Source organism: Gemmatimonadales bacterium (genome assembly GCA_035502185.1).
GTDB lineage: Bacteria > Gemmatimonadota > Gemmatimonadetes > Gemmatimonadales > JACORV01 > Fen-1245.
Genome location: DATJUT010000059.1, coordinates 1 through 12,286 on the forward strand (window position 1 = coordinate 1; position 12,286 = coordinate 12,286).

The window sequence follows — 12,286 nt, forward strand, 5'->3', positions numbered from 1 at the left end:
CGCAACACCGAGGAGCAGCTCCTCAAGGTCCGCAACGTCGGCGAGAAGGCCGTGGCCGAGATCGCCGAGCTGCTGCTCAAGGAAGGGCTGGCCTTCGGGATGCAGTGGGAGGAAGCGGAGGGCGGGATCCGCGTGCTGGATCCGGGCATCAAGCCGGTGATCCGGCCGCTGATCGCGGAGGCGGGCCGGGAGGTCTGATGCGGCACCGCGCCAAGGCTCGCCAGCTTTCCCGCACCGCCTCGCACCGCCGGGCCATGCTGTCCAACATGGCCACCGAGCTGTTCCGGCACGGCGCGATCGTCACGACCGTGGCCAAAGCCAAGGAGCTGCGGCCGGTGGCCGAGCGCCTCATCACCCTGGCGCGGCGGGGCGACCTGCACGCGCGCCGGCTGGTGGAGCGGCGGGTCAAGGACAAGGGCGTCTCGACCAAGCTCTTCAAGGAGCTGGGGCCGCGCTTCCAGGCCCGGCCGGGCGGGTACACCCGCATCCTGAGGCTCGCGCACCGCATCGGCGACGGCGGGGAGACGGCGAGGATCGAGCTGCTGAAAGAGTAGGTTGTAGGTGGTGGGTTGTAGGTTGTGGAAAAGCAAAGCGGGAGACCGGACCGGTCCCCCGCTTTTTTGCCACCACCCACAACCTGCAACCCCCCAACGCCTTTTCAGCCTGTGGCGGCCACTTTCCGCGCCCGCGGCGCCTTCTGGATCTTGTTGGACCGGAGGCAGGCCGCGCACACGCGGATCCGCTTGGGGACGCCGTCCACCAGCACCCGCACCGCCTGGAGGTTGGGATACCAGCGCCGGGTGGTCCGGTTGTTCGCGTTGGAGACGTGATGCCCGAAGCTCGGGCCCTTGCCGCATACCGCGCATACGCGCGCCATCAGAAATCCTCGCTTCAAAAAGTCCGGTGCAGCCGCTAAGTTTAGCCGGCTCTGGCACTTGATTCAAGGGCGGGGCTGAGGTGCGCGCGGCGCTGCACCCGCACCCTCCGTACCCTATACCCGTTTGTCTGGGGTCTACATGCCGACCGCGCTCGTTACCGGCGTCACGGGGCAGGACGGCTCGTACTTGGCGGAGCTGCTGCTCGCCAAGGGGTACCGGGTCGTGGGCGTGGTGCGGCGGACCTCGCACGACAGCTACGAGCGCATCCAGCACCTGGTGGGCCGGATGGAGATCGTCCCCGCCGACCTGCTGGACCAGCACTCGCTGCAGCGCGTCGTCCACGCGGCGGCGCCGGACGAGATCTACAACCTCGCGGCCCAGTCGTTCGTGCCGACCTCGTGGACCCAGCCGGTCCTGACCGGCGAGTTCACCGCGCTCGGCGTCACGCGGCTGCTGGACGCCATCCGCCTGGTCAAGCCGGACGCCCGGTTCTACCAGGCCAGCTCCAGCGAGATGTTCGGGAAGGTGCGGGAGACGCCCCAGCGCGAGACGACCCCGTTCCACCCGCGCTCCCCGTACGGCGTGGCGAAGGTGTACGGGCACCACATCACGGTGAACTACCGCGAGTCGTACGGGCTGTTCGCCGTGAGCGGCATCCTGTTCAACCACGAGAGCCCGCGCCGCGGCCTCGAGTTCGTGACCCGGCGCATCTCGGACGGCGTGGCGCGCATCAAGCACGGCCTCGCCACCGAGCTGCGGCTCGGCAACCTCGACGCCCGGCGCGACTGGGGCTTCGCCGGCGACTACGTGGACGCGATGTGGCGGATGCTGCAGCAGACCGAGCCCGACGACTTCGTGGTGGGCACGGGGACGCAGCACAGCGTGCGCGACTGCTGCGAGGTGGCGTTCGGGCACGTCGGCCTGGACTGGCGAAAGCACGTCGTCCACGACCCGGCGCAGGACCGGCCGGCCGAGGTCGAGACCCTGCTGGCCGACCCCTCCAAGGCGCGCACCCGGCTCGACTGGTGCCCGACGGTGGATTTCGAGCACCTGATGCGGATGATGGTCGACGCGGACCTGGATCGCGTGAAGCGCTCCGCATGATCGTCCTGGTGACCGGACCCGACGGCTTCGTCGGGCGGTGGGTGCTCCGCGCGCTGCTGGCGGCCGGGCACGAGGTGGTGGCCGGGGCGCAGCCGGGGCCACCGCGCCCCGACGGCCTCACCGCCGCCGAGCGGAAGGCCGTGACCTGGATCCCGCTGGAGCTGGGCGACCCGGGCTCGGTGCGCCAGGCGGCGGCGCGGGCCTACGACGCCGTCATCCACCTGGCGGCGGTCGCTTCGGGCGGCGACGCGCTGAAGGACCCGGGCGTGGCGTGGGCCGTGAACGCCGCCGGGACGGCGCGCCTGGTGGGCGAGTTCGGCCGGCGGCGGCGGGCCGGGGAGAGCGATCCGGTGGTGGTGGTCGTGTCCACGGCGGAGGTGTACGGGGCGGGCCCGGCGCGCCGCCCGCTCGTGGAGAGCGACCCGACGGCGCCGCGCTCGCCCTATGCGGCGTCCAAGGCCGGCGCGGAGCTGGCGGCCGTGGAGACCCGCCTGCGCACCGGGCTGAAGGTGGTGATCGCGCGGTCGTTCCCGCACACCGGGCCCGGGCAGGACGAGCGGTTCGTGGCGCCGGCGTTCGCGCGCCGGCTGCGCGGCGCGCGGCTCGCGCACGCCCGGGTGGTCAAGGTCGGCAATCTCGAGCCGGTGCGCGACTTCCTCGACGTGCGCGACGTGGCCGAGGCGTACGTCGCCCTGCTCGCGCGTGGCGTGCCGGGCGAGGTCTACAACGTCGCGTCCGGCCGCGGCCTCGCGCTGGGGGAGCTGTTCGAGCGGCTCGCCGCGATCGTGGGCGTGGACGCGATCGCGGAGCCGGATCCGGAGTTCATGCGGCCGGCCGACATTCCGTACCTCGTGGGCGACGCGGGGAAGCTCGCCGCCGCGGCCGGCTGGACGCCGAGGATTCCGTTGGAGCGGACGCTCACCGACCTGGTCAATGCCCAAGCGGACTGATCTCAAGCGGATCCTGCTGGTGGGCTCCGGTCCGATCGTCATCGGGCAGGCGGCGGAGTTCGACTACTCCGGGACCCAGGCGGTGAAGGCCCTCAAGGAGGAAGGGTACGAGGTCGTGCTGGTGAACTCGAACCCGGCCACGATCATGACCGACCCCGAGCTGGCCGACCGCACCTACATCGAGCCGGTGACCGCGGAGTGGGTCGAGCGGGTGATCGCCCGGGAGCGCCCCGACGCCCTGCTGCCGACGATGGGCGGCCAGACGGCGCTCAACGTGGCGATGGCCCTCCATCGTAGCGGGGCGCTGGAGCGCTACGGCGTCGAGCTGATCGGCGCCAACGCCCGCTCCATCGAGATGGCGGAGGACCGCGAGGCGTTCGCGGAGGCGATGCGGCGCATCGGGCTCCAGGTCGCGGTCGGCGGCTTCGCCACCTCGGTCGAGCAGGTCGGGGCGATCGTGGAGCGGACGGGCTACCCGGCCATCATCCGGCCGTCGTTCACGCTGGGCGGCACCGGCGGCGGGATCGCCTACAACCCGGCCGAGCTCGACGAAGCGGTGCGGCGCGGTCTCGAAGCGTCGCCGGTGCACCAGGTGCTGATCGAGCAGAGCGTGGTGGGGTGGAAGGAGTTCGAGCTGGAGGTGATGCGCGACGGGCGGGACAACGTGGTGATCGTGTGCTCGATCGAGAACCTCGACCCGATGGGGGTGCACACCGGCGACAGCATCACCGTGGCGCCGGCGATGACTTTGACCGACCGCGAGTACCAGGTGATGCGCGACGCCGCGATCGCGATCATCCGCGAGGTGGGCGTCGAGGCCGGCGGCTGCAACATCCAGTTCGCCGTGAGCCCGACCGACGGCACGATGCTGGTGATCGAGATGAATCCGCGCGTGTCGCGCTCCTCGGCGCTCGCCTCCAAGGCCACGGGCTTCCCCATCGCGCGGATGGGCACCAAGCTGGCGGTGGGCTACACGCTGGACGAGCTGCCCAACGACATCACCCGCACCACGCCCGCGTCGTTCGAGCCGGTGCTCGACTACGTGGTGGTGAAGTTCCCGCGCTTCCCGCACGAGAAGTTCCCGCTCGCCGACTGGGGGCTGACGACCCAGATGAAGTCGGTGGGCGAGTCGATGGCCATCGGCCGGACCTTCAAGGAGGCCTTCCAGAAGGGCATCCGGGCGCTGGAGGCGGACCGGCCGGGCTGGGTGGTCGGCGCGACGCCCGCGGACGACCGGCTCGAGAACGACGACGCGACGACGATCGGGGCGGCGCTGCGGCGGCCCACCCCGGAGCGCGTGTTCCAGATCAAGCGCGCCTTCCTCGCCGGGATGCCGGCGGAGCGCATCGCGGAGCTGACGGCCATCGACCCGTGGTTCGTCCGCCAGATGGCCGACCTGGTCGAGGCGGAACGGGAGTTCGCCGCCTGGGCGCCGGGGCACTGGAAGCGCGGCGCGAAGCCGCGGCGCGCCGCGGCGCGCCGGCGCGGGCGGGCGGTCCCGCGGGCGGCCGACCCGACGGCGGCGGCGATGCTGCGGCGGATGAAGCGGATGGGGTTTGCCGACGTGCAGCTGGCGGCGCTGGCCGGCACCTCGGAGGACGCGATCCGCGCCGAACGCCACGCCCTCGGCATCCGGCCGGCGTACAAGACGGTGGACACCTGCGCGGGCGAGTTCCCGTCCGCGACGCCGTACCTGTACTCGAGCTACGACGAGGAGAACGAGTCGGAGCCGCTGGGTGAGCGGGGCATCGTGGTGCTGGGCTCCGGGCCCAACCGCATCGGTCAGGGCGTGGAGTTCGACTACTGCTGCGTCCAGGCGGCGCTGGCGTTCCGCGAGCTCGGCCACCGCACGATCATGATCAACTCGAACCCGGAAACGGTCTCGACCGACTTCGACATCTCGGACAAGCTGTACTTCGAGCCGCTCACCTTCGAGGACGTGATCGAGATCGTGGAGCTGGAGCGGCCGCGGGGCGTGGTGGTGCAGCTCGGCGGCCAGACGCCGCTCAAGCTGACCCAGCGGCTCGAGGCGGCGGGCGTGCCGATCCTCGGCACGTCGGCCGACGCGATCGACACCGCCGAGGACCGCAAGCGCTTCGAGGCCATCGCGCGCCGGCTCAAGATCACCCAGCCGGCGAGCGGCACGGCGCGCAGCACCGACGAGGCGCTCGCGGTGGCCGAGCGGGTGGGCTACCCGGTGCTGGTGCGGCCGTCCTACGTGCTGGGCGGGCGGGCGATGGTGATCGTGTACGACGCGGGGGTGCTGAAGGAGTACTTCGCCAAGGCCGCGCGCGTGGCGCCCGACCACCCGGTGCTGATCGACCGGTTCCTCGAGGACGCGTTCGAGGCCGACGTGGACGCCATCGCCGACGGCACCACCTGCGTGATCGGCGGCGTGATGCAGCACATCGAGGACGCCGGGATCCACTCCGGGGACTCGGCCTGCGTGCTGCCGCCGTACCTGATCGGCGAGCGCGAGATCGAGGAGATGCGCCGCCACACCAAGGCGCTGGCGGCGGCCCTGGGCGTGGTCGGACTGATCAACGTCCAGTACGCCATCAAGGACGGCGTGGTCTACTGTCTCGAGGTCAACCCGCGCGGCTCGCGCACGGTGCCCTTCGTCTCCAAGGCCACCGGCGTGTCGCTGGCCAAGCTCGCCGCCGGGGTGATGGCGGGCCGCACGCTCGAGCAGCTGGGCCTGGTCGAGGAAGTGGAGCTGCCGTACGTCGCGGTGAAGGAGGCCGTGTTCCCCTTCAACAAGCTGCCCAACGCCGACACGCTGCTCGGCCCGGAGATGCGCTCGACGGGCGAGGTGATGGGGATCGCGGAGTCGTTCGGGTGGGCGTTCGCCAAGGCGCAGATCGCCGCCGACGGCGCGCTGCCCCTGGAGGGCGCCATCATGGTCACCGTCAACGACAGCGACAAGCCGACGGTGACGCCGATCGTGCGGCGGTTTCACGAGATGGGGTTCCGCCTCATCGCGACGGAGGGGACGGCCCGGTATCTGCAGAAGCGCGGCATCGCATGCGAGCGCGTTCACAAGGTGTGGGAGGGGAGGCCGAACGCAGTGGACCTGATCATTTCTGGCCGAGTGCAGCTGCTGATCAACACCCCGCTCGGCAAGTATTCCCAGCGGGACGACTACGAGCTGCGGCGGGCCGCGCTGATGCACGGCGTGCCCTACACGACCACGATGTCGGCCGCCTCGGCGGCGTGCGACGCGGTGATTGCGCTCCGCAGCTCGAAGGCCGACGTGCTGAGCGTGCAGGAGTGGTACGCGCGTCGCTTGGCTTCGATCGTGCAGGTGGCCTGATGGCCGCGCCCCGCAAGAAGGCCGAGCCGCGCGCCAAGAAGGCGGAGCCGGCCGCCAAGGGGCCGCCGAAGGGCATGGCGGCCTTTCCCGACGACCTCGGCGGCGCGGTCAAGTACGGCGAGCCGCTGTCGCGGCACACGACCTACCGGATCGGCGGGCCGGCCACGGTGCACTTCACGCCGTCGACCAACGAGGCGGTGGCGGGCGCGGTGAGCTGGGCCAAGGAGCACAAGCTCCCCTACCTGGTCCTGGGCCTCGGCTCCAACGTCCTGATCCGCGACGGCGGGTTCCACGGCCTGGTGATCAAGATCGGCAAGGGGCTCGACGCCCTGTCGCACCGCGCCGGGACCTGGAAGGTGGGCGCCGGCCTGCCGCTGCCGCTGCTGGCGCGGAAGACCGCCGAGGAGGGCTACGCCGGCGTGCACAAGCTCATCGGGGTCCCCGGCTCCGTGGGCGGCGCGGTGTTCATGAACGCGGGCGCGCACGGCCAGGACGTCGCCTCGGTGCTGATCTCGGCCACGGTCCTGGACGCCAAGGGCCGGGTCGTGGACAAGCCGCGCAAGGACATCCCGTTCACCTACCGCCGCAGCGGCCTCGAGGGCCACGTGGTCCTGGGCTGCGCCCTGCGCCTCGACCAGGAGGAGCCGGAGAAGCTGAAGTCCGAGCTGGCGATGCTGCTGCGCAAGCGCCGCGAAGGCACGCCGTTCGACCAGCCGTGCTGCGGCTCGGTGTTCAAGAACCCGGAGGAGACCACCGCCGGGCGCCTGGTCGACCGCTGCGGGCTCAAGGGCCGGCGGGTGGGGGGCGCGGAGATCTCCAAGGTCCACGCCAACTACATCGTGAACGTCGGGAACGCCTCGGCCGACGACGTGCTGAAGCTCATCGACATCGCCCGCACGGCCGTGTTCAAGGAGTTCGGCATCGAGCTCGAGCTCGAGGTGAAGGTGCTCGGGGAGCCGAAGTGAGCGACTTCTACGCGCACCCGTCGGCGGTGATCGACGAGGGCGCCGTCATCGGCAAGGGCACCAAGATCTGGCACTTCTGCCACGTGATGCCGGGCGCGGTGATCGGCGAGCGCTGCAGTCTCGGGCAGAACGTCGTCGTGATGCCCGGCACCCGCATCGGCACCAACGTGAAGATCCAGAACAACGTGTCCGTCTACGAGGGCGTGACCCTGGAAGACGACGTGTTCTGCGGGCCCTCGATGGTGTTCACCAACGTGTCGTTCCCGCGCAGCCACGTCATCCGCAAGGGCGAGTACGAGCGGACGCTGTGCCGGCGCGGGGCCACCATCGGCGCCAACGCGACCGTGGTCTGCGGCACCACGCTGGGCCGGTTCTCGTTCGTGGGCGCCGGCGCCGTGGTGACCAAGGACGTCAAGGACCACGCGCTGGTGGTCGGCAACCCCGCGCGCCAGGTGGGCTGGATGTGCCAGTGCGGCGAGCGGTTGAAGGTGGAGCAGGGGAAGGGCCGGTGCGCGCGCTGCGGCTCCGCCTACGTGGAGCGCGGCGGCGCGCTGGTGGTCCAGTGAAGGTCCCGCTGCTGGACCTCAAGGCGCAGCATCGGGCCATCCGCGAGAGCGTGGTGGCCAAGGTGCTCGAGCTGGCCGACGCGCAGCTGTTCATCCTCGGCAAGCCGGTGGAGGAGCTCGAAGCCCGGATCGCGGAGCTGTCGCGCGCCCGGTTCGGCGTCGGCGTGGCCAGCGGCACCGACGCGCTGCTGGTGCCGCTCAAGGCGCTGGACCTGAAGCCGGGCGACGAGGTGATCACCAGCCCGTTCACCTTCTTCGCCTCCGCGGGGGCGATCCACAACGCCGGCGCCCGGCCGGTGTTCGCCGACATCGACCCCGTGACGTTCAACATCGATCCGGCCGCCGTGGAGGCGGCCATCACCCCGCGCACCCGCGCCATCATGCCGGTGCACCTGTTCGGGCAGATGGCGGCGATGGAGCGGCTGGTGCCGCTCGCCGCCCGGCACGGCATCCCGCTGCTCGAGGACGCGGCCCAGGCCATCGGCGCCCGCCGCCGCGTGGACGGGGCCTGGCGCATGGCCGGCGAGCTGGGCACGGTCACCGGCTTCTCGTTCTTCCCGAGCAAGAACCTCGGCGGGTGGGGCGACGGGGGCATGGTGGTGGCCAACGACGAGCGGATCGCGGCCCGGGTCCGGAGCCTGCGCACCCACGGCGGGCTGCAGATGTACCATCACGACGAGGTGGGCACGAACTCGCGGCTCGACGCCCTGCAGGCGGTGGTCCTGCTGGCCAAGCTGCCGCACCTGGCGGCGTGGAGCGCGGCCCGGCGCGCCAACGCGGCGCGCTACGGCGAGCTGCTGGCCGGCCTGCCCTCGGTGCGCACGCCGGCGACCGATCCCGCCAACGAGCACATCTTCCACCAGTACGTGATCGAGGCGGAGCGGCGCGACGAGCTCCTGGCGCACCTGAAGGCGAAGGACGTCGGGTGCGCGGTCTACTACCCGCTCGCGCTGCACCTCCAACCCTGTTTCCGGTACCTGGGCCACCGCGCGGGCGCCTTCCCGGCGTCCGAGGCGGCGACCCGCCGGGTGCTGGCCCTGCCGGTGTACCCGGAGCTGTCGCAGGCCGAGCAGCAGTACGTGGCCGAAACCATTCGCGGATTCTACGGGACATGACGACCAACTACGAAGCACAGCTGCTGGAGAAGGCCAAGGCGCGGACCGCCGTCCTCGGACTGGTGGGGCTCGGCTACGTCGGCCTTCCGCTCGCCGTCGAGCTGGCCGAAGCCGGGTACCGGGTGATCGGCTTCGACGTCAGCAAGCGCGTGGTGGACGGCGTCAACGCGGGCCGCTCGCACGTGCAGGACATCCCCACCGAGCGGCTGGCCAAGCTGGTGAAGGCGGGGAAGATCAGCGCCACCACCGACCTGGGCCGGCTCGGGGAGCCGGACGGCGTCGCGATCTGCGTGCCGACGCCGCTGTCCAAGACCCGCGACCCCGACGTCTCGTTCATCTCGGCCGCGACGGACAGCGTGGCGCGGACGATCCGGCCGGGCCAGGCCATCATCCTCCAGAGCACCACCTACCCGGGCACCACCCGCGAGATGCTGCTGCCCGCGCTCGAGAAGGGCGGCCTCAAGGTGGGCGTGGACTTCTTCCTCGCGTTCAGCCCCGAGCGGGTGGACCCCGGGAATCCGAAGTTCAACACCCACAACACGCCGAAGGTGGTGGGCGGCGTCACGCCGGCGTGCACGCGCGTCACGATGGCACTCTACCAGCCGGCGATCGAGACGCTGGTGCCGGTCAGCTCGCCGGAGGCGGCCGAGCTGGTCAAGCTGCTGGAGAACACCTTCCGCTCGGTGAACATCGGCTTGGTGAACGAGATGGCCATCGTCTGCGACAAGCTCGGCGTGGACGTGTGGGAGGTCATCGAGGCGGCGAACACCAAGCCGTTCGGGTTCATGAAGTTCACGCCGGGGCCCGGCGTGGGCGGGCACTGCATCCCGCTCGACCCGCACTACCTCGCGTGGAAGATGCGGACGCTGAACTACCGCACCCGGTTCATCGAGCTGGCGGGCGAGATCAACGCGGAGATGCCGGAGTACTGGGTCGAGAAGGTGGTGGCGGCGCTCAACGACCACCAGCGGTCGGTGCGCGGCTCCACCGTGCTGGTGGTCGGCGTGGCGTACAAGCGCGACATCGACGACCTGCGCGAGAGCCCGGCGCTCGACGTGATCAAGCTGCTGGAGCGGATGGGCGCCGTGGTGCGCTACCACGACCCCTACATCCCGGAGCTGCACGAGGACAGCGTGGCCTTGAGCTCCTCGCCGCTCACGCCGGAGGTCGTGCGGTCGGCCGACTGCGTGGTGATCGTCACGGACCACAGCAAGCTCGACTACGCGATGGTGGCGCGCGAGGCGAAGGCCCTCGTGGACACGCGGCACGTCGTCGCCGCCCGCCGCGAAGCCCGCTAGCCCGCTTGCGCGTCGGCGTCACGGGAGCCGACGGCCTGCTCGGCGCCACCCTGGTGCCGCTGTGGCGGCGCGCGGGAGCCGAGGTGCTCGGGTGGACGCTCGACGATTTCGACGTGCGGGACGCGGCCGCCACGCGGCGGGCCGTGCTCGGCGCGCGACCGGACGCGGTGCTGCACCTCGCGGCCTGGACGGACGTGGACGGGGCGGAGGCCGAGCCGGACGCGGCGCTCGCCGTGAACCGCGACGGGACGGCGCACGTGGCGGCCGCGTGCCGGGAGGCGGGCGCGCAGCTCGTGTACCTGAGCACCGACTACGTGTTCGACGGATCGGCCCGCGCGCCGATCCCTCCGGCCACCCGCCCCGCGCCGCTGGGGGCGTACGCCCGGGGCAAGGCCGCCGGCGAGGAAGCGGCGGAGGCGTCGGGGCCGCGGTGGACCGTCGTCCGCACGGGATGGCTGTTCGGGCCCGGCGGCCGCAACTTCGTGGACACCGTCCGCGCGGCCGCCGCCCGGGGCCGCCCGTTGCGGGTGGTGGACGACCAGGTGGGGGCGCCGACGTCCACCGCCCTGGTGGCCGAGGGCCTGTGGGGACTGGTCGGGGGCGGGCGGTCGGGCCGCTGGCACCTCGCGGCGGCGGGAGCGGCGTCGTGGTTCGAGGTGGCCCGGGCGGTCTACGGCGCCGTCGGAGCCGATCCCGCGCTCGTCACGCCGTGCCGCACCGCCGACGCGGGGCGCGCGGCGGCGCGGCCGGCCTACGCGGTGCTCGACTGCCGGGCGACCGAGACCGCGCTGGGGATCGCGCTGCCGCGATGGGAGGAGCACGTGGTGGCTCACCTCCGGACCGGGCGGGTCCCCCCGCTGGGCCTGATCGACGGAGACGCGTGACATGAAAGGCGTGGTGCTGGCCGGCGGGCTGGGCACCCGGCTCGCCCCGATGACCCGGGTGACCAACAAGCACCTCCTGCCCGTCTACGATCGGCCGATGATCTACTACCCGATCCAGACGCTGGTCGAGGCGGGGATCACCGAGATCCTGCTGGTGACCGGGGGCAGCCACGCGGGCGACTTCCTGCGCCTGCTGGGCAACGGCCGGGACTTCGGCCTCAAGCACCTGAACTACACCTACCAGGAGGGCGAGGGCGGCATCGCGGCGGCGCTCGGCCTCGCGGAGGACTTCGCCGACGGCGCGCCGATCTGCGTGATCCTCGGCGACAACATCCTCGAGCGGTCCATCCGTCCGGCGGTGGCGCGGTACGCCCGCAACGGCCGCGGCGGCCTGGTGCTGCTCAAGGAGGTGGCGGACCCCGAGCGCTTCGGCGTCCCGGTGTTCGAGGGCGAGCGCATCGTCCGGATCGAGGAGAAGCCGACGCGGCCCGGCTCGCGGTACGCCGTCATCGGCGTCTACATGTACGACGCGCGCGTGTTCGAGATCATCCGCACCCTGAAGCCCTCGGGCCGCGGCGAGCTGGAGATCACCGACGTCAACAATGCCTATCTCGGGTGGGGCGAGCTCGATCACGCCTTCGTGGAGGGCTGGTGGACCGACGCCGGAGCGGTCGAGAGCCTGTACCGGGCCGCCAGCCTCGTCGCGCAGCAGCGCTCGGAGGGGCGATGAAGGGTCTCGAGGCGCCGTCGCGGCGCCCGATCGACGGCGTCCGCACCAAGGTGCTGCGGGTCGTGGCGGACGAGCGCGGGCGGCTGATGGAGATGCTGCGCTCGGACGACCCGGAGTTCACGCGGTTCGGCCAGGTCTACCTCACCGCCGCCTACCCCGGCGTGGTGAAGGCGTGGCACTACCACGAGCGGCAGACCGACAACTTCGTGTGCGTGGCCGGGATGATGAAGCTGGTGCTGTACGACGACCGCGAGGCGTCGCCCACCCGGGGCACGATCAACGAGTTCTTCGTGGGCGACCACAACCCGCTGCTCGTCCAGATCCCGCCGCTCGTGTTCCACGGCTTCAAGTGCATCTCCGAGCGGGAGGCCCTGGTGGTCAACGTCCCGACGGAGCCGTACGACCACGCGCGGCCGGACGAGCTGCGCATCGATGCGCACGACCCGCGCATCCCGTACGACTGGGCGCGGAAGGACGGCTGAC

The 12,286-nt window shown here is 71.7% G+C and carries 13 protein-coding genes; 12 read left to right on the forward strand and 1 reads right to left on the reverse strand.

Features of this window, described 5'->3' with window-relative positions:
- Positions 1 to 198 (forward strand): hypothetical protein (locus VMF70_07745; protein HTT67904.1); only part of this gene is annotated, 198 nt, incomplete at its 5' end.
- The gene (gene rplQ, locus VMF70_07750) at positions 198 to 554 is read left to right on the forward strand and encodes a 50S ribosomal protein L17 (protein HTT67905.1); all 357 of its coding nucleotides are present in this window, start codon (positions 198 to 200) and stop codon (positions 552 to 554) included. The genes VMF70_07745 and rplQ, both read left to right, overlap by 1 nt.
- A 104-nt stretch (positions 555 to 658) precedes the next feature.
- Here rplQ and rpmB read toward each other — a convergent pair whose 3' ends face one another.
- On the reverse strand, positions 659 to 877 hold the full coding sequence (gene rpmB, locus VMF70_07755; GenBank protein ID HTT67906.1) for a 50S ribosomal protein L28: 219 nt from the start codon (positions 875 to 877) through the stop codon (positions 659 to 661).
- Between the two features lie 139 nt (positions 878 to 1,016).
- On the opposite strand from rpmB, the gene VMF70_07760 reads away from it, so the two are divergent.
- From VMF70_07760 to VMF70_07805, 10 genes are read left to right on the forward strand one after another with little or no spacing between them, the layout of a single operon-like run.
- Complete coding sequence (locus VMF70_07760; GenBank protein HTT67907.1) at positions 1,017 to 1,982, forward strand: GDP-mannose 4,6-dehydratase; 966 nt, start codon at positions 1,017 to 1,019, stop codon at positions 1,980 to 1,982.
- Entirely contained in the window at positions 1,979 to 2,932 is a 954-nt protein-coding gene (locus tag VMF70_07765; protein HTT67908.1) for a GDP-mannose 4,6-dehydratase, read from the forward strand. The genes VMF70_07760 and VMF70_07765 overlap by 4 nt, the downstream gene beginning before the upstream one ends.
- Positions 2,916 to 6,245, forward strand: coding sequence for a carbamoyl-phosphate synthase large subunit (gene carB, locus VMF70_07770; protein ID HTT67909.1), 3,330 nt, complete (start codon positions 2,916 to 2,918; stop codon positions 6,243 to 6,245). Before VMF70_07765 ends, carB begins: the two co-directional genes overlap by 17 nt.
- Positions 6,245 to 7,210, forward strand: a complete 966-nt coding sequence (murB, locus tag VMF70_07775; protein ID HTT67910.1) for a UDP-N-acetylmuramate dehydrogenase — start codon at positions 6,245 to 6,247, stop codon at positions 7,208 to 7,210. Before carB ends, murB begins: the two co-directional genes overlap by 1 nt.
- Positions 7,207 to 7,776 carry an acyltransferase gene (locus VMF70_07780; GenBank protein HTT67911.1) on the forward strand — a complete coding sequence of 190 codons (570 nt, stop codon included), beginning with the start codon at positions 7,207 to 7,209 and terminating at the stop codon, positions 7,774 to 7,776. The genes murB and VMF70_07780 overlap by 4 nt, the downstream gene beginning before the upstream one ends.
- Positions 7,773 to 8,891: a DegT/DnrJ/EryC1/StrS family aminotransferase gene (locus VMF70_07785; protein HTT67912.1), complete on the forward strand. Its 1,119-nt coding sequence runs from the start codon at positions 7,773 to 7,775 to the stop codon at positions 8,889 to 8,891. Before VMF70_07780 ends, VMF70_07785 begins: the two co-directional genes overlap by 4 nt.
- Positions 8,888 to 10,189 (forward strand): nucleotide sugar dehydrogenase, encoded by a 1,302-nt coding sequence (locus VMF70_07790; protein ID HTT67913.1) that lies wholly within the window; start codon positions 8,888 to 8,890, stop codon positions 10,187 to 10,189. The genes VMF70_07785 and VMF70_07790 overlap by 4 nt, the downstream gene beginning before the upstream one ends.
- Positions 10,190 to 10,194: 5 nt before the next feature.
- Positions 10,195 to 11,073, forward strand: coding sequence for a dTDP-4-dehydrorhamnose reductase (rfbD, locus tag VMF70_07795; GenBank protein ID HTT67914.1), 879 nt, complete (start codon positions 10,195 to 10,197; stop codon positions 11,071 to 11,073).
- Between the two features lies 1 nt (position 11,074).
- A complete protein-coding gene (locus tag VMF70_07800; GenBank protein HTT67915.1) occupies positions 11,075 to 11,803 on the forward strand; it encodes a sugar phosphate nucleotidyltransferase in 729 nt (242 codons plus the stop codon).
- Complete coding sequence (locus VMF70_07805) at positions 11,800 to 12,285, forward strand: dTDP-4-dehydrorhamnose 3,5-epimerase family protein (protein HTT67916.1); 486 nt, start codon at positions 11,800 to 11,802, stop codon at positions 12,283 to 12,285. Before VMF70_07800 ends, VMF70_07805 begins: the two co-directional genes overlap by 4 nt.
- Position 12,286 lies beyond the last annotated feature (1 nt).